Raw genomic sequence first — 19,120 nt, 5'->3', positions numbered from 1 at the left:
GGAGGGCGAGGCATGGCCGAGGTCGAGAACCTGATGCTGGAGCATTTGAAGCGCTTTCAGGCGACGCTCGATCGCATCGAGCGGAAGTTGAACGAGCACACCGGCCGCCTCGCCAATCTGGAAGGCGGCCAGTCGGCGATCGTACAGCACCTCGCGCACTTCTCCGCCGCCGATGCGCAGCAGCAGGTGGCGATCGATCACATGAGCGATCGTCTCGACCGGATCGAGCGGCGCCTGGAATTGACCGATGGTTCGTCGCGGATCTGATGCGGGGTTGAGTTGTTGCAAGAAAGGGCTCGGACGGAAACGTCCGGGCCCTTCTTCGTTATGGCGATGACATTGCCGCTACGGCACCGGCGCGCGACCATACCGCACTTGCGAAAAGGTCGTGAGACGGCTTACACGGCGGGCATAAACGGCCGTCCGACATTTCGAGAGGAGCCCCGATGAAGGTGCTGGTCCCCGTCAAGCGCGTGCTTGACTACAACGTGAAGCCTAGAGTGAAGGCGGACGGGTCGGGCGTCGACCTGGCCAACGTCAAGATGTCGATGAACCCGTTCGACGAGATCGCGGTCGAGGAGGCGATCCGCTTGAAGGAGCGCGCCGGCGTGACCGAGATCGTCGTGGTGTCGATTGGCGAGCCCAAGGCGGCCGAGACGATCCGCACCGCGCTGGCGATGGGCGCCGATCGCGGCATCCTCGTCACCTCCGAGACCAAGGTGGAACCGCTGGGCGTCGCCAAGCTGCTCGCCAAGATCGTCGAGGAGGAGAAGCCCGACGTCGTGATCCTCGGCAAGCAGGCGATCGACGACGACAACAACCAGACGGGCCAGATGCTCGCCGGGCTGCTCGGCTGGGGGCAGGGGACGTTCGCGTCCAAGGTCGAGATCGCGGATGGTACTGCGACGATCACGCGCGAGGTCGACGGCGGGCTGGAGACGGACGCGCTGAAGCTGCCGGCGATCGTGACGACCGACCTGCGGCTCAACGAGCCGCGCTATGCGTCGCTGCCCAACATCATGAAGGCCAAGTCGAAGCCGATGGCGACCAAGACCGCGGCCGACTTCGGCGTCGACGTCAGCCCGCGTCACACGACGCTGAAGGTGGTCGAGCCGGGCAAGCGCTCGGCCGGCATCAAGGTCGCCGACGTCGACGAACTGGTCATGAAGCTGTCAGCCATGGGGATCGCCAAGTGAAGACGCTGGTCTGGGTCGAGCATGACGGCTCGAGCGTGAAGGACGCCACGCTGTCCGCGGTGACCGCCGCGGCGAAGCTGGGCGAGGTCCACCTGCTGGTCGCGGGCGAGGGTGTCGGCGGCGTCGCCGAGGCGGCGGCGAAGATCGCGGGCGTGGGCAAGGTCCACGTCGCCGACGACGCGGCTTACGCGCACGCGCTGGCCGAGAACGTCGCGCCGCTCGTCGTCGAGCTGATGGGGCACCACGACGCGTTCGTCGCGCCTGCGACGACGACGGGCAAGAACATCGCGCCGCGCGTCGCCGCGCTGCTCGACGTGATGCAGATCAGCGACATCCTGTCGGTCGAGGGGCCGGACAGCTTCACCCGGCCGATCTACGCCGGCAACGCGATCGCGACGGTGCAGACGTCGGACAAGAAGCTGGTCATCACCGTGCGCGGCACCGCCTTCGACAAGGCGGCGGCCGAGGGTGGAAGCGGCACGGTCGAGGCGGTAGATTCCACTGGCGACAAGGGTTTGTCGACCTTTGCCGGCTCCGAGATCGCGGCCAACGCGCGTCCCGAGCTGACCAGCGCCAAGATCATCGTCTCCGGCGGTCGCGCGCTCGGCTCGTCGGAGCAGTTCCACGCGTTGATCGATCCGCTCGCCGATAAGCTCGGCGCAGGCGTCGGTGCCAGCCGCGCGGCGGTGGACGCAGGGTACGCGCCCAACGATTATCAGGTCGGGCAGACGGGCAAGATCGTCGCGCCGGAAATCTACGTCGCGGTGGGCATCTCCGGCGCCATCCAGCATCTCGCCGGCATGAAGGACTCCAAGACGATCATCGCGATCAACAAGGACGAGGACGCGCCGATCTTCCAGGTCGCCGACCTCGGGCTGGTGGGCGATCTGTTCAAGGTCGTGCCGGAACTGACGGAGAAGCTGTAAGCCCGCGGAAGGCGTGCAGCGCAGGCTGCACGCCGGTGGAGCAAGAGCAGCGACGCTCCATCCGCGAGGCCGGCCTTCGTCACAGCACGCGGATGCCAACGCTGAATTACGATCAAGATGGCGCGGCGCTTCATCATCGTCGCGCGGCATCGTTGCTGGGTAAGCTGGAGCAGGTACTCACCACTTGTTCGCGAGACCGGGCAGGTATCAGGTTAGCCGGTATCACCGGCTTGGCCGCCCTGCTGAAGCACGACACGGCGATCGGTAGTGTCGCTGCCGCCCACTTAGGCAGCTCGGCAAGGCCGGTGCGGGCCATCCTATTTGATAAGTCGCCAACAACGAATTGGGCGCTCGGCTGGCATCAGGACCGCACGATCGCTGTTCAGGCTCGTCACGAGATCGACGGCTTCTCGCCTTGGTCGGTAAAGGCGGGCATCCCCCACGTGGAACCGCCCTTCGCGCTGATCGAAGGGATGGTGACGTTGCGTATCCATTTGGACGACGTGCCGCCTGACAATGCTCCGCTGCTTGTCGCACGGGGATCGCACCGGCTGGGACGCATCGCTGAAGCGGATGTGGATGCCACGGTTGCGCGATGCGGCGTGGCGATGTGCTGCGCGGTTCGCGGGGACATCTGGTGTTATGCCACACCGATCCTGCACGCGTCCGCAGCAGCATCCGGCCATGCCCATCGCCGCGTCCTCCAGGTGGATTTTTCCGCGACACAGCTTCCAGATCCACTTGTTTGGTACGGTATCTGACATGCCGGCTGATCGCCTCCACATCGTCACCGGTGGTCCGGGATCGGGCAAAACCACGCTGATCGACGCGCTCACCGCGGCGGGGGTGGCGACGAGCCCGGAGGTGGGGCGGCGCATCATCCGCGAGCAGATCGCCGTCGGGGGCGACGCGTTGCCCTGGGGTGACGAGCGCGCCTTCGCCAGGCTGATGATCGAGGGCGAGATCGCGGCGCATGTCGGCGCGCTCGCGCGCGGCGCCGCGGTGGTGCTCGACCGGGGCGTGCCCGACGTGATCGGCTTCCTGCGCGTGTCCGGCCTCACCGTTCCTCGCGACATGGCGGCGGCGGCGGAGGCGTATCGCTACAACCGGCGCGTGTTCCTGGCGCCGTTCTGGGCCGACATCTACCGCCACGACGCCGAGCGTCGCCAGCCGCCGACGCTGGCCGAGCGGACGGAAGCGATCATGCGCGAAACCTATGCGGCCTGCGGGTATGAGCTCGTCGAATTGCCTCGCGTGCCGGTGGCGGAGCGGGTCGCCTTCGTCATCCGCCATCTGAAGGAACCCGCATGATCCGTCGCCGTCTGGTCGTGACCGGCCGTGTCCAGAACGTCTTCTACCGCGACTGGTTCGTCGGCGAGGCACGTTCGCTCGGCCTCGACGGCTGGGTCCGCAACCGCGCCGACGGATCGGTCGAGGCGGTGGTCGAGGGAGCGGCCGAGATGGTCGAGGCGATGATCGCCAAGGCGGCGGAGGGATCGCCCGCCGCGCGCGTCGCCGACGTAGCGGTGTCGGAGGAAACGTCGGTGGAGCCGCTTCGCGGCTTCGAGAAGCGGCCGACGCGGTAATGCCCCGCTAAGCTGTTGGAACGGCAGCGTACCCGTGCGTGTTCGGGTTGCATGCCGATAATGACCACCGACCATCTGCTGATCGACTATGCCGAGTTCGGCCCGCCGGTCGGGCAGGCCGTGCTGCTGCTGCACGGCTGGCCCGACGACGCCTCGACCTGGGACGAGGTGGCGCCCGTGTTGGCGGATGCGGGCTTTCGCGTGATCGTGCCGACGTTGCGTGGATTCGGGAATACCCGCTTCGTCTCGGCGGAGGAGCCGCGCACCGGCAACAGCGCGGTGCTGGCGCTGGACGCGATCGCGCTGATGGACGCGCTCGGCATCGATCGCTTCATGGTGGCGGGCCATGACTGGGGCTCGAACGCGGCCGAGGCGCTGGCGGTCGGCTGGCCCGAGCGGGTGGAGCGGATGGCGATGCTGTCGACGCCGCCACGGCTCGGCGGCATGCCGACGCCGCCGTTCGAGCAGGCTCAGCGGCAATGGTATCACTGGTTCATGGCGACCGCGCGCGGCGCGCAGGCGGTGCGTGACGACCGGAAGGGGTTCGCGCACCTCCACTGGACCAATTGGTCGCCGCCGGGTTGGTTCGACGAGCAGACCTTCGCACGCGTGGCGCGGTCGTTCGAGAACCCCGACTGGGTGGATGTGACGCTGCACAGCTACCGTGCGCGCTGGGACGAGGCGGAGTCCGACCCGCGCAGCCGCTGGCTGGAGGAGAATGTGAAGGCGACGCAAACGCTGTCGCTGCCGATGATGTACGTCCAGGGCGACGCCGACGGGGTCAACCTGCCCTCCGCCGCCGCGCAGGTGCCGGGCAAGTTCACCGGCCCGTTCGCGATGATCCACCTGAGCGGCGTCGGCCATTTCCCGCAGCGCGAGAATTCCGACGCGGTGGTGCGCCACCTGCTGACCCTGTTCACCGGCGATCCCGCCACCCTGTCCGACCACCATGACCGGAGCCTGTTCATGAAGAAAGCCACCCCCCTTCTCGCCGGCATCGCCGCCGCTGGGCTGATCGCCGTCGCCGCGGTCGGCGTCGCGCAGGCCCAAGGAGGACCGGGACGCAGCAGCCAGCTGACACAGGTCGCGCAGTTCGACCATCAGGCGACGGGCGTGGCGGTGACGGAGGACGGCCGCCGCTTCGTCAACTTCCCGCGCTGGACCGACGACGCACCGATCTCCGTCGCCGAGGTGAGCAGGGACGGTAGCCTGACGCCCTACCCGGACGCCAAGTGGAACAGCTGGCGCAACGCGCGCGCCAACGAGCTGCCGGTGGGCGAGTATTTCGTCTGCGTGCAATCGATCGTGCCGGACGGCCACGGCAATCTGTGGGTGCTCGACCCCGGCGCGCCGGGCAACGAGAAGATCTTGGAGGGCGCGCCCAAGCTGGTCCGCATCGACCTGGCCAGCAATCGCGTGACCAAGGTGATCGCGGTGCCGGGCGACGTCGCGCTGCAGGGGACGTACCTGAACGACATCCGCTTCTCGCCCGACGGCAAGACCGGTTACATCACCGACTCGGGTACGCGCGGCGCGATCATCGTGGTCGACCTGGAGAGCGGCCGCGGGTTCCGCGCGCTGGACGGCCATGCCTCGACCCAGATCGACAAGACGGTGCAGGTGACGCTCGACGGCAAGCCGCTGGTTCGCCCCGACGGCCGCCAGCCCGCCTTCGCCGCGGACGGGATCGCGATCTCGAACGACGGCAAGACGCTCTATTACCAGGCGCTGACGGGCAAGACGCTCTACTCGATCGACACCGCCAAGCTGCGGCCTGAGGTGAGCGAGGCGGATCGCGCCGCGGCGGTGCGGACGGTGACGCAGACCCACGTCGCCGACGGTTTGTGGATGAGCAGGGCCGGCGTGCTCTACCTGACCTCGCCCACCGATTATTCGATCAAGCGGCTGAACGGCGCGACCGTGGAGACGGTGCTGACCGACCGGCGGCTGCGCTGGCCGGACACCTTCTCCGAAGCGAAGGACGGGACGATGTACGTCACCGCCAGCCATATCCAGGACACCAACTGGTTCACGCCGGGGGCGCCGCCGTCGATCAGGACGCAGCTGTTCTCGTTTCCCCCGGTGAAGTGATCGGCGCGCGGCCTTCCAGCTTCGACCGGAAGGCCTGCTACGCCGCGTCTGCCATCAATCGACGATGTTAAGCGTCGACGCCGACGACGAGCGGCAATTGATCCGCTTGTTGACCACGTCGATCGCCATCGACACGTAGGCGGCGGCGACCAAGTCGCCTTCCTTGTCGAGCGCCCTGAGCGCGGCGATCAGCCAGCGTCGTGAACAGGGATTTTGATCGGGGTCGGTGACCGGCATGACGGGTCCGTCGGCTTGGTGACGATTCGTCACTTAAGCCACTTGTTCCTGACACGAGCCTGACCGCCGGATGAATTCAACCCGAATGAGGGGGTTGATCGACCAGTCGAGCCGTGACGTCACGCTGCTCGGTCAGGATCTGCCACCCGGTGATGAACAAGGCGCCGGCCAGCGGCCCGACGACGATTCCACTCAATCCCAGCAGGTCGATGCCGCCCAGCGTCGTCACCAGCACCAGCCAGTCGGGGATGCCGGTGTCGCGGCCGACTAGGATCGGCCGGAGGACGTTGTCGGCCATGCCGATCACCAGCACGCCCGAGACGATCACCACCACCGCCGGGCCGATCGCCCCCGTCGCCAGCAGGTAGATCGCGACCGGCGCCCAGATGATCGCCGGGCCGATCGCCGGCAGCAGCGCCGCGATCGCCATCAACAGGCCCCAGAGCAGCGCCGCGGGCAGCCCGACGATCCAGAAGGTGATCGCACCCAGCGCGCCCTGGACCAGCGCAACGACGCCCGAGCCCTTGATGGTGGCGCGCACCACCGCGACGAACTTCTCCGCCAGGCGCGCGGCGACGCCGGGTTCCAGCGGCAGGGCGCGGACGATCGCCGGGCCGATGCGGTCGCCGTCGCGCAGCAGGAAGAAGGTGACGTAGAGGCCGACGCCGAAGGCGAGGAGGAACGCCGCCGCGTTGGCACCGATCGAGAAGGCACGCTGCGCCAGCATGCTCGCCGAACTGCCCAGCGCCTGCGTGATGCGCGCCTGCGCCCGTTCGAAACTGCCGAAGCCGGCATGGTCGATCATGTCCTGGATGCGTACCGGCAACGCGTCGTGCACCTGGGTGAAGTAGGACGCGAAGTTGATCCGCCCCGACCGCATCTGGTTGTACACGCCCGCCGCCTGCTCGACGACCAGGCTGCCGATCACCAGCGCGGGGATCACCACCGCGACGGTGATGATGAGGAGGGTCACGGCCGCTGCGACCGTGCGCCGCCCCGGCCAGCGCGCCAGCAGCCGCTGGAAGAGCGGCTGGAACAACAGCGCGGCGAGCGCCGCCCATAGCAGGGCGCCGGCGAAACTGAACACGATGGCGAGCAGGCCGAGCGTCGCCAGGAAGAGGAACAGGATCAGGCCGCCATTCTCGACGCGTGCGCGATCGATCATCGTGTCAACTTTCCGGTACAGCCCCGCGGCAATCCGCGGACGTGGTGGATAACGCGGCGTTCCCCGGAAGGATCAGGGGAGACGCGCACGATCGTTCCGGGCCATGACGGCGGGTGGCGCGTGTGGCAAGCGCGGTGGGCGCCGTGATCGTTTCCGTCCCTCGCCGGTTTTCCCTGCCATGATCGTCATCATCCGTCTGCTGTTCCTCCTGCCCCTGCTGCTGGCCACCGCCGCCGTCGCGCAGCAGGCGCCGGTGCCGAGCGCCTCGGCGCAACTCGCGCAGGCGGAGCGCGACATCCGCGCCGCCGACCGCGCGCTGGACGGTCGCGTCGACGACGACGCGCGGCGATCGCTGCGCGCCCAGGTGGTGGCCGCACAGCAGGCGACGATCGCCGCCGCCGCGCAGCTGACCGCGCAGCTGGCGCTGGTCGACGCGCGCGTCGCGGCGCTCGGCGCCAAGGCGCCGAACGAGGCGCCGGAGATCGTGCAGCAGCGCGCGCAGCTGTCGCGCGAGCACAGCGCCATCGACGCCGCGATCCGCCGTGGCGGGCTCGCCAAGGTGGAGGCGGACCAGCTGGTCGCCGAGCTGGACCGGGGCGAAGCGGAGCAGTTCGCGCAGGCGGTGTCGACCAAGGTGCCGTCGCCGCTGGCCCCCGCCTTCTGGCGCGCGCTGCTGGGCGCGATGCCGCGTGATCTGCGCCGCATCGAGCTGTTCCTGATGCAGGGGACGACGCAGATCGAGGAGCAACGGCGCGGCGGCCTGCCGTGGCAGGCGGTGCTGGGTGCGGGGCTGGCGCTGGTGCTCCTGTTCCCCGCGCGCGTGCTGCTGCGCCGGCTGGGCCAGCGATACCTGATCGAGGGGGCGCCCGGCCACCGCGTGCGGCGATCCGGCTTCGCGGTGTGGCGGATCGCGACGGGAACGCTGTCGCCGCTGCTCGCCGCGGCCGCGCTGGTCCAGGGGCTGCGCTGGGCGGGGTTGCTGCCGGAACGGTGGAGCGACCTGCTCGACGCGCTGGTCGGCGCGTCGGCCTTTGCCGGGTTCGCCGCGGCGACCACGGGGGCGCTGCTGATGCGGACGCAGCCGTCGTGGCGGATGGCGCCGATCGACGATGCCACCGCGGCGCGGCTGCGGCCGCTGTCCTGGCTGCTCGCGGCGCTCGCCTTCGGCGCGATCCTCATCAACGGCTTCAACACGGCGGTGGGGGCGAGCAGCGCCGCCGACGTGGCGACGCAGGCGGTACTGGCGCTGCTCCACCTGATGCTGATTGCGGCGTTCCTGCTCGCCCTGGCGCGCATCCGCGGCGAGCGGGCGGCGGAGGGCGCGGCGGGCGACCTGTCGACGCGGGCAGGGCTGGGGCTGGTCGAGCTGATCGCCTGGATCGCGGTGGTGGTCGCGGTGGTGTCGCTGCTGCTGGGTTATATCGGCCTCAGCTACGCCATCGTGCAGTTCGTCGCCTGGGCGACGCTGCTGGGATCGGCGACCTACATCCTGGCGGGTGCGCTGGACGACGTGCTGACCACGGTGTTCCGGCGCGACGGCCGCTTCGGGCAGATGCTGACCCGCGGCGTCGGGTTGAGAGGGAGCAGCGTCGACCAGATCGGGCTGCTGCTGTCCGGCGTCGGGCGGGGGGTGCTGCTGGTGGTGGCGCTCGGCCTGCTGGTGTCGCCGTTCGGCGCGGGCGGCGGGCTGGTGACGCTGTTCGGGCGGCTCGGCGCGCTGGCGCAGGGCGTGCAGGTCGGCGGCGTCGCGGTGTCACCCGGCACCATCCTGCGCGGGCTGGCCGTGCTGTTCATCGGCCTGGCGCTGGTGCGCGGCTTCATGGGCTGGCTGGAGAACAAATACCTGCCGGTGACCGACCTGGACGGGTCGGGGCGCAACTCGGTCAGCTTGGTCGCGCGTTACCTGGGGATCGCGCTGGCGGTGATCTGGTCGCTCGCGTCGCTGGGCGTCGGGGTGGAGCGGATCGCGCTGCTGCTGTCGGCGTTGTCGGTGGGCATCGGTTTCGGCCTGCAGGCGATCACGTCGAACTTCGTCTCCGGCCTGATCCTGCTGGCCGAGCGGCCGATCAAGATCGGCGACCTGATCCGCGTCGGGCTGGACGAAGGCGACGTGAAGCGGATCAGCGTGCGATCGACCGAGATCGAGCTGGCCGACCATTCGACGCTGATCGTGCCCAATTCGGAGCTCATCACCAAGTCGGTGCTCAACAAGACGCTGGCGAACCCGATGGGGCGCATTCAGGTGCAATTCTCCGTGCCGATCACTGCCGACGCGGGCACGGTGCGGCAGATCCTGCTCGACGCCTATGCCGCCGAGGAGGAGGTGCTGGCCGATCCAGCACCGGTGGCGTTCGTCGATTCGATCGTCGACGGGCGCATCCTGTTCAACAGCTTCGCGCACGTGTCCGGCCCGCGGGCGGTGTATCCGGCGCGCAGCAGCGTGCTGATGATGCTGCTGACCCGGCTGCGCGACCACGGGATCGAGATCGGCACCGTGCCGCAGAAACTGGAGCTAATCGACGCGCGCCCCGCCGCGCCCGCGGAGGAGCGTCCCGCTACGACCTGAGGAGCGCGATGCCGAGCGCGAGCATGCCGAGCACCGCCAGGGCGAGGCATGCGAAGCCGACCCGGATCACGCGGCGGGCGAGTCGCTGGTCTGACCGGTCGGGATCGGGGCCAGAATCGGGATCGGGATCAGCCATGCAGGCCCCGATGTTCGATCTCGGCCAGCAGCGCGTCGCGCTCGGCCATTTCGCCCTGCCCGATCGCGGCAGCGTGCGCGGCCTGGAGCCGCTCGTCCGGCCACGCCTGCTCGATCATCCGGATGGCGGAGCGGGTGCCGGCGATCGCCTGGTCGTTGGCGAAGCCGAGCCCGGGTCGCTCCATCTCCGCCAGGGTGGTGCGCAGGGTGGCGAGGCGGGCGATGTCGCTGCTCATGCGTGAGGGGCGTAGGCCGGCGGGGCGGGGCGTGTCTACCGCCCAGGTCGATCGAACGCGGCGCCGATCGCGGTGATGACGTAGAGGCCGAGGTAGAAGGGCGCGACCAGCGCGGCGACCGCCAGGTGCCACCACCATGCGCGGCCGGCGTTGCGGTGGTCGGGTGGGGACATGCGGTTCCTCGGGTCGGTACGACGTCACCTTTACACCCGATCGACGGTCGCGCGAGATCCTGTCCCGGTAGGAGATCGTTCTTCCGGGGCGAGAGCCAGGAAAGGGATCACGGCTGGGCGAGAAGGTGGTGGAGGACGCTGACCGCCAGGGGACGGTCGAAGGTGATGCCGGACGACACCCCGTCCGACCAGGCGACGCGTCCTCCGATCGGCGAGAAGCCGGGAAAGGTCAGCATCACGAACTGGCCGCGGGTCATCCGGCATTGCAGCACGATGCGGCAGCCGCCGAGCGACAGGTCGAGCGCGCGCGCGGTCAGGTGGCCGAGTGCGGAGCTGCTCACCACTAGGCCGATCGCCACAGGACGCCGCAGCGCCTTGCGATCGGCAGCGCTGGGCAGGGTGGTTGGAGACGAGAGGCGCGGCATTGAAGACTTGACCTTGATTCGAGGGGATAATGCCTCGATCTGGTGCCAGTTTCGACAACATAAGTTACCTAACCAAATAAACATCATCTTCGTTCGACGTGGCTGCCGCCAAGTCCGTCGCGCAGCTTGTTTCGGCATCCACCGGGCCGCAAACGAACAATCTCTTGATTTCACCGTGGTGAAACCCGGAGCAAGTCCGACTCGTCAAACAAGACGTGCCGTGGCGGGGGTGCGCAAAGGTATCGCACAAGGCCGGGGTTACGGTAGCAGCGGATGTTCGTTACGATTTCGGTGGAAGCCGTGGTCATGTCGGAACGCGACCGGCATTGGCCTGCCCGGCTTTCGCCCCTAAGCGGGCGCGATGAACGGCAATCCTCCTGACACATCGGCGCGGCCGGCGCCGCCGGGCATGCGCCCGGGCGAGTTCGTCGCGTTCGTCGCCGCGCTGATGGCGGTCAATGCGCTGGGCGTCGACCTGATGCTGCCGGCCCTGGCCGATATCGGCGATCAGCTGGGCATCGCCACGGCCAACCACCGCCAGTGGATCATCACCGCCTATATGCTCGGCTTCGGTGCGGGGCAGCTGGTCTATGGCCCGCTCGCCGACCGGTTCGGGCGACGGCCGATCCTGTTGGCGACGCTGGCGGGCTTCGTCGCGGCCAGCGTGTTCGCGGCCGGGTCGCAGAGCTTCGCGGGGCTGCTCGGCGCGCGCGTGCTGCAGGGGTTGATGTCGGCGTCGACGCGCGTGCTGGCGGTGGCGATCGTGCGCGACCGCTTTTCCGGGCGGCAGATGGCGCGCACGCTGTCGGTGGCGCAGATGATCTTCTTCATGGTGCCGATCCTGGCGCCGAGCCTGGGTCAGCTGCTGCTCGCCGTCGGACCGTGGCGGTTCATCTTCTACGCGCTGGCTGGGTTCGCGGCACTGGTGCTCGCCTGGTCGGCCGGGCGGCTGGCCGAGACGCTGCCCGCGGAGCGGCGCTCGCCCCTGTCGCTCGCCGCACTGGGGCAGGCGTACCGGCTGACGCTCACCAACCGCTTCTCCGCCGGCTATGCGGTGGCGGCGTCGATGACCTTCGGCGGGATCATCGCCTTCGTCTCGTCCGCGCAGCAGATCTTCGTCGACGAGTTCGGCATGGGCGATCGGTTCACCATCCTGTTCGCGGTGTGCGCCTTCGCGATGGCGTGCGCGTCGTTCGCCAACAGCCGGCTGGTCGAGCGGCTGGGCACCCGGCTGATCTCGCAGGGGGCGGTGCTGGCGCTGATCGGCCTGTCGGTCGTTCATATCGGCGTGATCGCGAGCGGGGCCGAGACGCTCGCCACCTACATGGTCTTCCAGGCGCTGAGCATGACGTGCATCGGGCTGTGCGGATCGAATTTCGGTGCGATGGCGATGGAGCCGGTCGGCGCGATCGCGGGCACCGCCTCGTCGATCCAGGGGTTCATCACCAGCGTCGGCGCGGTGGTGGTCGGCTCGCTGATTGGCCAGTCGTACGACGGCAACACCTATCCGCTGGCGATCGGCTACCTGGCGATCGGGCTGGCGGTGCTGGGGGTGGTGTACTGGGTCGAAGGCGGGCGGCTGTTCCACGCGCATCATGGCGGGGCGGGCGGCTGATGGTCGACAAGAGCTGGGGCGTGCCGGGCGCGACGGGGTTCCGCGTACGGAGCAACCTCAGTCCCGCCGACCGCGCGGCCGAGCGCGCGCGGGCGCGGGAGGAGCGGGTGCGCGAGCGAGCCGGGGCGGTCACGGCGATGATGGAGGAGCGCGCCGCCGCCCGCGCGCAGGATGCGGTGGCGCGCGAGGCGGCACGGGTGGCGCGGCGGGAGCGCGAGGAACAGGCGTCCGCGGGCGATCCGCACGCGGCCGCGGCGAAGCGGCATCGCTCTTCGGGGCGAAAGGACGTGGTGCGCGAGCAGCGCGATACGCGCGGCTACACGACGGTGGTGGATGTCGAGCGGCTGCGCGCGCTGGCGGAGAGAGGCACTTCGATCGCCGGATTGGCGGGCGCGTTCGGCATCTCCCAGGAGGAGGTCGAGGCGGCGCTCGCCGCGAAGTAGCGCGGCGCTACTTCGACCATTCCCGACTTCCTCCGTTGGCTCAGCACGGACGGCGTGAGGCGCTTACTTCGTCCGATACCGATCGAACCAGGCGGTGATCGCCGACGCCTTGGCCGCCGATTGCGAGGGGCGCGCGGTGAAGCCGCCATGGCTGGCGCCCGGCACCTTGACGAGCGCGGTGGGCACGCCGCGGATCTGGAGCGCGGCGTAATATTGCTCCGATTCCGATACCGGCGTGCGGTAATCGTCGCTGCCGACCACCACCAGCGTCGGCGTCTTGACGTTCCCCACCAGGCTCAAGGGCGAGCGGTTCCAGTAGCTCATCGGGTCCTCCCACGGCAGCTTGGCGAACCAGTAGCGCGAGGTGAACAGCGTGTTGTCCATGGTCAGCGCCTCGCTGACCCAGTTGATGACGGGCTTCTGCGTGGCGGCGGCCTTGAACCGGTCGGTCTTGCCGACGATCCAGGCGGTGAGCACGCCGCCTCCCGAGCCGCCGGTGACGAACAGGTTGTTCGGATCGGCGGTGCCTTCCGCGATCGCGGCGTCGACGGCGGCGATCAGGTCGTCGTAATCGGCGGACGGATAGTTCTTGTCGATCAGATTGGCGAATTCGGCGCCGTAGGAGGTCGAGCCGCGCGGGTTGGTCCACAGCACCGCGTAGCCGGCGGCGGCGTAGAGCTGCACGTCGGTCGAGAAGCTGGGGCCGTAGGCGCTGTTGGGGCCGCCGTGGATCTCCAGGATCAGCGGCACGCGCTGGCCCGGCTGGCGATTGGCGGGGGTGGCGATCCACGCGTCGATCGGGCGGCCGTCGGGCGCGGTGACGGCGATCTTGCGGACGGGGGCGAGCGCCTTGGACGCGGTCATGACGGCGTTGAGCTGGGTCAGGCGGCGCGGCTTGCCGCCGCTCCACACCCACACGTCGGCGGGCGTCCCTGCGTCGCCGCCGGTATAGGCGACCGTGCCGTTCTTCGAGACGGAGAAGTCGCCGCCGGTGTAGGGCCGGTCGAGGCCGCCGCCCTCGACATTGTCGATCAACGGCGTGAGCCGGCCGTCGAGGCCGACCCGCGCGATCCGGCGCGCGCCCTTGTCGTCGTAGCTGGCGTAGAGGCTGCGCCCGTCCGCCGCCCAGATCGCATCCTCGATCCCGCGGTCGAGCGGGGCGGTGAGCGAGCGGGGCGAGGCGGCGTTCCGGTCGCCGACGTAGAGCTGCGTGTTCTCGTAGCTGCGGCGCTTGTCGTCGAAGCCGAGCCAGGCGACGCGTTGGCCGTCCGGCGACACGCGGGGTTGCGCGTCGGGGCCATCGCGCGTGGTGAGCGTGCGCATCGCGGCGGTGTTCACGTCCACCGCGATCACGTCGGAGTTCATCACCTGCCGCTCCGCGTCCGGGCCCCGGATGGCGGCGAAGACGATCTCGCGCCCGTCAGGCGTCCACGACAGCGGGCCACCGTCGTCGAAGGCGCCGAAGGTCAGCTGCCGCGCCGCGCCGCCCTCCGCCGCGACCACGAACAGGTGGTCGCGGCCGGGCTTGACGTAGCCGGGGCCGTCGTTGCGATAGTTGACGCGGTCGATGACGGTCAGCGGCTCGGCCCATTTCGCGCCTTCCGGCTTGGGCGGTGCCTTGCCCAGCGTCGTCGCCTCGCCCGCGACCGTCGCGACATAGGCGAGGCGGGTGCCGTCCGGCGACCAGGCGAGCGCCTGCGGATCGCCGGGGAAGCTCGTCACGCGCGCGCTCGCCCCCGTCGAGAGCCAGCGGACGAACAGTTGCGAGTTGTCGCCGTCCCCCGCGGTGTAGGCGACGCGCGTGCCGTCCGGAGACCAGCGCGGGCTCGATCCGGTCGCGGCGAACGGCGACTGCCGGCCGCTCGCCACGTCGATCAGCCACAAGGACGACTGCATCCGGTCCGTCATGACGTCGGCGGAGCGGCGAACGTAGACGATCGTGCGCCCGTCGGGGCTGATCTGCGGGTCGGCGGCGATCGACAGGCCGAACAGGTCGGCGCCGGTGAAGGCGCGGGTCGGCCCGTCGGCGGGGGCGGCGTTGGGCTGCTGCTGCGCGAGCGTGGGTGCCGACACGGCGAGCAGCAGGAGGGCGAGGGAGAGGCGCATGCGGGAACTCCGTGGATCGGCGGTCGCGGCGATCATGCCCGATCGCCACCGCGACGCAACCGCCGCGTCGCCTAGATCCCCCGCCCCGCCCAGCGCGGCGGCGGGTATTGTCAGACCAACGTGGCAGACGCTCGAATGACATGATCCTGGCGCGAGCCGCGGATCGAGAGCCAAGTCGCTCCCCCCGTTCACCACTTCAACTCGTCGCCCGAGATGATCCGGCTGGTCGTGCTCATATCCTCAAGCATCCCCCCGAAGCCGGTATCCGACGCCCAATTCGTTGGCGATGACGCTGCCGACCGGACCTGGCGCCTCAAGCTTCTGACGCAGGTTGCGGATAACGATGCGCAGGTACTCGACACGGCCATCTTCGCCAGCACCCCAGCAAAGGGAGAGGAGACGGTCGTGGGTCACGACCCGGCCGATATGGCGCGCGAGGGTGCCCAGAACCTCGTGCTCCTTGCGGGTAAGATGAAGTTCTTCGCCAGCCCGGCGGACGGTCCGCCGATCCAGGTCGATGGTGAGATCGCCGCGACTGACGACCTTGGGGATCGTCTCCGAAAGCCCCTGATGCCGGAGCGCGACCCGGAGGCGGGCCAGCAGCTCGTCGGTGTCGAACGGCTTGGTCACGAAATCGTCAGCCCCGAGGTCGAGTGCCGCGACCTTCTCATCCACCGCCTCGCGCGCCGACACCACCAGGATGACGGCATCGCCCTCCGCACGCAGCAGAGGAATAAGGCTGAGCCCGTCCCGATCGGGCAGGCCAAGATCGAGCAGAATGGCGCTGGGATACTCGACCGCTGCCTGTCGCAAGGCGCTCTTGGCGTCCTCTGCCTCGACCACGGCATAGTCGGCGCGGACCAGCGTGTTGCGGAGCAGGCGGCGAATGGCGGCGTCGTCATCTACGACGAGGATCTTGGTGGGCATATCAGGACACGCTCTCGGTCGAAGGGGCACGAACGATCAGCGGTGGGGGAAAGACCAGGGTGAAGGCGGCGCCTTTGCCGTCCGGGCGATTGCCGGCCTCGACGACCATTTCCATCGCTTCGGCGAACGCCTTGACGATCGCGAGCCCGAGCCCCGTTCCGCCGATCGCGCGATCGGAACCCTCCAGGCGCTTGAAGGTCTCGAACACCTCCGCCTCGCGCCCGGGCGGGAGCCCCGGACCATGATCGAGGACGGCGAGGCGGACCTCGCCGAACCTGTTGGTGCCCTTGATGACGATCTCGGCGCCGGGGTCGCCATAGCGGCCCGCATTGTCGAGCAGGTTGAGGAGGCAGTGATGAAGGAGCTGCGGATCGACGCGGACGAGCGGCAAGTCCGGCGGCACGTCGAGCCGGACGTCGTGCCCCTCGAGCGCTCGCCGCGCATCGTGCGACGCGCCGGTGACGGCATCGCTGAGATCGGTCGCCTCGACGTTGAGCTTGAGCGCGCCGGCTTCCACGCGCGCCATGTCGAGAAGGTTGGCGACGAAGCGGTTGAGGCGCTGCGCCTCGCTCTCGATCGTGCCGATCAGCTCGGGAGTGGCGCCGTGACGAAGCTGCGCCGCCGCGGCGATCACCGCGGTCAACGGCGTACGCAGGTCATGGCTGACCGAGGACAGCAAGGCCGCGCGCAGCCGATCGCGGGTCCGCACAACCTCGACGTCGCGCATCTCGGTCTGGAGACGCAGCCGTTCAAGGACCAGCGCCGACTGATCGATCAGGCTGCTCAGCAAGGGAAGCTGGTCGGCGCGCACCGGGTTGCCGACGGTATCGCTCGCAACGCCGAGCACGCCGAGCACGCGATCGCCCGCCTTGATGGGGTGGAACAGCCACTCGGACGCGGTGAGCGTTCCCGACCCTTTTCCCGCCGGCTTGCCGGTGTTGAACGCCCAGCTCGCCGCGGCGTTGTCCATCGTGTCGAGACGATAGGTGGGATCGCTGGCGGCGAGAATGTCGAGATCGGCTCCCGTCGTGCCGAGAAGCACGACCTGGACGTCGAGCAGGCGGCGAACGTCGTCACAGATCATCTGAGCGGCGACGTCGGAATCGTTGACCCCCGCGATCTGCCGCAGGAAGCCGGCCAGCGTCGCGTTGGTCCGGGCGCTCGCCGCGGCAAGGTCGGCTTGCGCCCGCACCCTGCCGGTGAGCTGACTGGTGGCAAAGGCGACGCCGAGCAGCACCACGACGGAGATCAGATTTTCCGGGTTGCTGATCGTCAGCGTGCCGGTCGGCGGCAGAAAGAAGAAGTTGTAGGCGAGGCTCGAGGCGAGGCCCGCGTAGAGGCCGGTCCGCAGCCCGAACAGGCTCGCCGCGGCCATCACCGGCAGCAGGTAGAGCAGGGCGACGTTGCCGAGATCGAGAACGTGGAACAGCGCGCTGGCGATCGCGGTGACGGTCCCGACCAGCGCCGTTACGATCGCGTAGCCGGTCGGGGTTCCCCAGCGCGCCGGCCGCCGCTGCCCGTGCGGCCCCTTCTCGCCGCCCGCCGGAACGGGGAGGACGTAGACCGTCACGTCCGGCGTGTCGCGGATCAGCCGGTCGACCACCGACCCGTGCCGCAGCTCGAACCACCGCGAGCGGCGCGACTTGCCGAGGATGAGCTGAGTGGCGCGCGCGTCGGCGAGGAAGGACTGGATGCCCGCGACCACGTTCGGCGCCGGCACCGTCGCGACCGCCGCGCCGAGCTGGGTGGCCAGCGTCATCGCCGCGGCGACACGGCCGTGCTGCTCGTCGGTGAAATGCGCGGCGCGCGGCGTTTCGATGAACACGGCCGTCCACGGCCCGCGCAGACCGTCGGCGACGCGCTTGGCGGCGCGAACCAGCAGGTCGGCACCCGGCAGCTCGTTGATCGCCACCACGATCCGGTCGCCGCCCGCCCAGGTACCACCGAGGCCGAGCGCCCGCACATCGTCGAGCATCCGCGCATCGACCGCCTGCGCGGCGCGGCGCAGCGCCAGCTCCCGCAACGCCGAGAGGTTCGACTTCGAGAAGAAATGGCCGAGCGCGCGGGTCGCTTCCTCCGGCAGATAGACCTTGCCCGCCTTCAGACGCTCGATCAGCTCGTCGGGCGGGATGTCGACGACCTCGATCTCGGCCTGCTCGAGGATGCTGTCCGGCACCGTTTCCCGAACCCGAACACGGGTGAAACTCGCCACCACGTCGTTCAGGCTCTCGACGTGCTGGATGTTGACGGTCGAGTAGACGTCGATCCCCGCCGCCAGCAGCTCTTCCACGTCCTGAAAGCGTTTCGGGTGGCGGCTGCCCGGCGCATTGGTGTGCGCCAGCTCGTCGACGAGGGCGAGACGGGGTGCGCGGGCGAGGATGGCGTCGAGGTCCATCTCGCGCAGCGTCCGCCCCTCATAGGCGACGTCGCGCCGGGGCACGATCTCGTGACCACGGGTGAGCGCTTCGGTCTCGACGCGGCCGTGCGTCTCCACCACCCCGGCGACGACGTCGATGCCGTCGCGGCGTCGCGCCGCGCCTTCCGACAGCATCTCGTAGGTCTTGCCGACACCCGGGGCGGCGCCGAGGAAGATCTTGAGGCGGCCGCGGCCCTCCTGCGCGGTGGCGCGCAGGAGGGCGTCCGGATCGGGGCGCCCGTCACCGATCACCGGCGTCACCCCAGCGTCGCATCAGCGCGCGCGATCATCCGCCGCGCCGCTGCCCGCCGCGTCGAGCGCGCGATTGAGCGCCAGCACGTTGACGTGCGGTTTGCCGAGCAGCGAGCCCTTGGTCTGCGCCGCGACGAGCGCCCGCACACGCTCGACGGGAAGACCACGGACGCGCGCGATGCGCGGCGCCTGGGCCAGCGCGGCGGCCGGTGACAGGTCGGGATCGAGCCCCGAGCCGCTGGCGGTGACGAGATCGGCGGGTACGGCGCCGGTCACGCCCTCGCCGCGCCGCGTCTCGACATCCGGCTTCACGCGGTCGACCAGCGCCCGTGCGGTCGGGCCGAGGTTCGATCCCGAGGACGCCAGCCCGTCATACCCCTTTCCGGCTGCCGAGGGCCGGGTCTGGAAATAGCGGTTCGACGTGAACGCCTGACCGACGATGGTCGAGCCGATCACCGTGCCGTTGCCGTCCCGCACCAGGCTGCCGTTCGCCTGTACCGGGAACAGCACCTGACCGATGCCGGTCATCGCCAGCGGATAGGCGAGACCCAGAAGGGCCGCGAACAGGATCGTCATGACGATCGCGGGACGCAGCGCGGAGGAGAAATCCTTGCCCATGTGCTTG

General features: G+C 69.4%; 20 protein-coding genes. 10 read left to right on the top strand and 10 right to left on the bottom strand.

Translation table 11 applies throughout. The annotated features are described in order from the left end of the window. Positions 1-12 precede the first annotated feature (12 nt). The 7 genes from BM145_RS05085 (at position 13) to BM145_RS05055 (ending at position 5,799) form a co-directional block, all read left to right on the top strand. A complete protein-coding gene (locus BM145_RS05085; protein ID WP_093332124.1) occupies positions 13-267 on the top strand; it encodes a hypothetical protein in 255 nt (84 codons plus the stop codon). 179 nt (positions 268-446) lie between these two features. Next, complete coding sequence (locus BM145_RS05080; RefSeq protein WP_093332122.1) at positions 447-1,196, top strand: electron transfer flavoprotein subunit beta/FixA family protein; 750 nt, start codon at positions 447-449, stop codon at positions 1,194-1,196. Then, positions 1,193-2,122, top strand: coding sequence for an electron transfer flavoprotein subunit alpha/FixB family protein (locus tag BM145_RS05075; RefSeq protein ID WP_093332119.1), 930 nt, complete (start codon positions 1,193-1,195; stop codon positions 2,120-2,122). Before BM145_RS05080 ends, BM145_RS05075 begins: the two co-directional genes overlap by 4 nt. 92 nt (positions 2,123-2,214) lie before the next feature. Further along, positions 2,215-2,883 (top strand): phytanoyl-CoA dioxygenase family protein, encoded by a 669-nt coding sequence (locus BM145_RS05070; RefSeq protein WP_093332117.1) that lies wholly within the window; start codon positions 2,215-2,217, stop codon positions 2,881-2,883. Between the two features lies 1 nt (position 2,884). Continuing rightward, a complete protein-coding gene (locus BM145_RS05065) occupies positions 2,885-3,433 on the top strand; it encodes an AAA family ATPase (protein ID WP_093332114.1) in 549 nt (182 codons plus the stop codon). After that, positions 3,430-3,708 carry an acylphosphatase gene (locus tag BM145_RS05060; protein ID WP_093332111.1) on the top strand — a complete coding sequence of 93 codons (279 nt, stop codon included), beginning with the start codon at positions 3,430-3,432 and terminating at the stop codon, positions 3,706-3,708. Before BM145_RS05065 ends, BM145_RS05060 begins: the two co-directional genes overlap by 4 nt. Before the next feature lie 60 nt (positions 3,709-3,768). Then, entirely contained in the window at positions 3,769-5,799 is a 2,031-nt protein-coding gene (locus tag BM145_RS05055; protein ID WP_245739079.1) for an L-dopachrome tautomerase-related protein, read from the top strand. Positions 5,800-5,853: 54 nt separating this feature from the next. On the opposite strand, the gene BM145_RS05050 is transcribed toward BM145_RS05055, so the two are convergent. Further along, positions 5,854-6,036, bottom strand: coding sequence for a hypothetical protein (locus tag BM145_RS05050; RefSeq protein ID WP_093332106.1), 183 nt, complete (start codon positions 6,034-6,036; stop codon positions 5,854-5,856). A 76-nt stretch (positions 6,037-6,112) separates the two neighbouring features. Then, positions 6,113-7,201 (bottom strand): AI-2E family transporter, encoded by a 1,089-nt coding sequence (locus BM145_RS05045; protein WP_093332104.1) that lies wholly within the window; start codon positions 7,199-7,201, stop codon positions 6,113-6,115. 178 nt (positions 7,202-7,379) lie between these two features. On the opposite strand from BM145_RS05045, the gene BM145_RS05040 reads away from it, so the two are divergent. Continuing rightward, entirely contained in the window at positions 7,380-9,767 is a 2,388-nt protein-coding gene (locus BM145_RS05040; RefSeq protein WP_093332102.1) for a DUF3772 domain-containing protein, read from the top strand. Here BM145_RS05040 and BM145_RS15965 read toward each other — a convergent pair. The 4 genes from BM145_RS15965 to BM145_RS15955 all read right to left on the bottom strand — a co-directional run bounded on the left by BM145_RS15965 (position 9,757) and on the right by BM145_RS15955 (position 10,736). Next, positions 9,757-9,903: a hypothetical protein gene (locus BM145_RS15965; protein WP_177200087.1), complete on the bottom strand. Its 147-nt coding sequence runs from the start codon at positions 9,901-9,903 to the stop codon at positions 9,757-9,759. The genes BM145_RS05040 and BM145_RS15965 overlap by 11 nt on opposite strands. After that, positions 9,896-10,138, bottom strand: a complete 243-nt coding sequence (locus BM145_RS05035; RefSeq protein WP_093332100.1) for a hypothetical protein — start codon at positions 10,136-10,138, stop codon at positions 9,896-9,898. Before BM145_RS05035 ends, BM145_RS15965 begins: the two co-directional genes overlap by 8 nt. Positions 10,139-10,173: 35 nt before the next feature. Then, entirely contained in the window at positions 10,174-10,311 is a 138-nt protein-coding gene (locus BM145_RS15960) for a hypothetical protein (RefSeq protein WP_177200086.1), read from the bottom strand. Positions 10,312-10,418: 107 nt separating this feature from the next. Beyond that, a complete protein-coding gene (locus BM145_RS15955) occupies positions 10,419-10,736 on the bottom strand; it encodes a PilZ domain-containing protein (RefSeq protein ID WP_281244345.1) in 318 nt (105 codons plus the stop codon). 409 nt (positions 10,737-11,145) lie between these two features. Here BM145_RS15955 and BM145_RS05025 point away from each other — a divergent pair, with 409 nt between their 5' ends. Together BM145_RS05025 and BM145_RS05020 are read left to right on the top strand one after the other, a co-directional pair. Further along, the gene (locus BM145_RS05025; protein WP_093332417.1) at positions 11,146-12,351 is read left to right on the top strand and encodes a multidrug effflux MFS transporter; all 1,206 of its coding nucleotides are present in this window, start codon (positions 11,146-11,148) and stop codon (positions 12,349-12,351) included. Then, on the top strand, positions 12,351-12,794 hold the full coding sequence (locus tag BM145_RS05020) for a hypothetical protein (protein ID WP_093332095.1): 444 nt from the start codon (positions 12,351-12,353) through the stop codon (positions 12,792-12,794). The genes BM145_RS05025 and BM145_RS05020 overlap by 1 nt, the downstream gene beginning before the upstream one ends. Positions 12,795-12,857: 63 nt before the next feature. Here the strand turns inward: BM145_RS05020 and BM145_RS05015 are convergent, their stop codons facing one another. The 4 genes from BM145_RS05015 to kdpC all read right to left on the bottom strand — a co-directional run bounded on the left by BM145_RS05015 (position 12,858) and on the right by kdpC (position 19,113). Beyond that, on the bottom strand, positions 12,858-14,900 hold the full coding sequence (locus BM145_RS05015) for an alpha/beta hydrolase family protein (RefSeq protein ID WP_093332416.1): 2,043 nt from the start codon (positions 14,898-14,900) through the stop codon (positions 12,858-12,860). A gap of 240 nt (positions 14,901-15,140) precedes the next feature. After that, positions 15,141-15,827 carry a response regulator transcription factor gene (locus BM145_RS05010; protein ID WP_093332092.1) on the bottom strand — a complete coding sequence of 229 codons (687 nt, stop codon included), beginning with the start codon at positions 15,825-15,827 and terminating at the stop codon, positions 15,141-15,143. Position 15,828: 1 nt separating this feature from the next. Further along, entirely contained in the window at positions 15,829-18,504 is a 2,676-nt protein-coding gene (locus BM145_RS05005) for a sensor histidine kinase (protein WP_245739077.1), read from the bottom strand. Positions 18,505-18,516: 12 nt separating this feature from the next. Continuing rightward, complete coding sequence (gene kdpC, locus BM145_RS05000) at positions 18,517-19,113, bottom strand: potassium-transporting ATPase subunit KdpC (protein WP_093332090.1); 597 nt, start codon at positions 19,111-19,113, stop codon at positions 18,517-18,519. Positions 19,114-19,120: the final 7 nt, after the last annotated feature.

The organism is Sphingomonas rubra (genome assembly GCF_900115745.1).
In the GTDB taxonomy this organism is placed as follows: Bacteria; Pseudomonadota; Alphaproteobacteria; order Sphingomonadales; family Sphingomonadaceae; genus Sphingomonas; species Sphingomonas rubra.
Note: the sequence above shows the minus strand (reverse complement) of the source record. Positions and strands in the feature narration are given on the sequence as shown.

Excerpts from the sequence above, each read along its gene's own strand:
- BM145_RS05020 (WP_093332095.1), top strand. The coding sequence starts at position 12,351 with ATGGTCGACAAGAGCTGGGGCGTGCCGGGCGCGACGGGGTTCCGCGTA.
- BM145_RS05015 (WP_093332416.1), bottom strand. The coding sequence starts at position 14,900 with ATGCGCCTCTCCCTCGCCCTCCTGCTGCTCGCCGTGTCGGCACCCACG.
- BM145_RS15955 (WP_281244345.1), bottom strand. The coding sequence starts at position 10,736 with ATGCCGCGCCTCTCGTCTCCAACCACCCTGCCCAGCGCTGCCGATCGC.
- BM145_RS05025 (WP_093332417.1), top strand. The coding sequence starts at position 11,146 with ATGCGCCCGGGCGAGTTCGTCGCGTTCGTCGCCGCGCTGATGGCGGTC.
- BM145_RS05050 (WP_093332106.1), bottom strand. The coding sequence starts at position 6,036 with ATGCCGGTCACCGACCCCGATCAAAATCCCTGTTCACGACGCTGGCTG.
- BM145_RS05040 (WP_093332102.1), top strand. The coding sequence starts at position 7,380 with ATGATCGTCATCATCCGTCTGCTGTTCCTCCTGCCCCTGCTGCTGGCC.
- kdpC (WP_093332090.1), bottom strand. The coding sequence starts at position 19,113 with ATGGGCAAGGATTTCTCCTCCGCGCTGCGTCCCGCGATCGTCATGACG.
- BM145_RS05035 (WP_093332100.1), bottom strand. The coding sequence starts at position 10,138 with ATGAGCAGCGACATCGCCCGCCTCGCCACCCTGCGCACCACCCTGGCG.
- BM145_RS05055 (WP_245739079.1), top strand. The coding sequence starts at position 3,769 with ATGACCACCGACCATCTGCTGATCGACTATGCCGAGTTCGGCCCGCCG.
- BM145_RS05045 (WP_093332104.1), bottom strand. The coding sequence starts at position 7,201 with ATGATCGATCGCGCACGCGTCGAGAATGGCGGCCTGATCCTGTTCCTC.
- BM145_RS15960 (WP_177200086.1), bottom strand. The coding sequence starts at position 10,311 with ATGTCCCCACCCGACCACCGCAACGCCGGCCGCGCATGGTGGTGGCAC.
- BM145_RS05080 (WP_093332122.1), top strand. The coding sequence starts at position 447 with ATGAAGGTGCTGGTCCCCGTCAAGCGCGTGCTTGACTACAACGTGAAG.
- BM145_RS05010 (WP_093332092.1), bottom strand. The coding sequence starts at position 15,827 with ATGCCCACCAAGATCCTCGTCGTAGATGACGACGCCGCCATTCGCCGC.
- BM145_RS05085 (WP_093332124.1), top strand. The coding sequence starts at position 13 with ATGGCCGAGGTCGAGAACCTGATGCTGGAGCATTTGAAGCGCTTTCAG.
- BM145_RS05070 (WP_093332117.1), top strand. The coding sequence starts at position 2,215 with ATGCCAACGCTGAATTACGATCAAGATGGCGCGGCGCTTCATCATCGT.
- BM145_RS15965 (WP_177200087.1), bottom strand. The coding sequence starts at position 9,903 with ATGGCTGATCCCGATCCCGATTCTGGCCCCGATCCCGACCGGTCAGAC.
- BM145_RS05060 (WP_093332111.1), top strand. The coding sequence starts at position 3,430 with ATGATCCGTCGCCGTCTGGTCGTGACCGGCCGTGTCCAGAACGTCTTC.
- BM145_RS05065 (WP_093332114.1), top strand. The coding sequence starts at position 2,885 with ATGCCGGCTGATCGCCTCCACATCGTCACCGGTGGTCCGGGATCGGGC.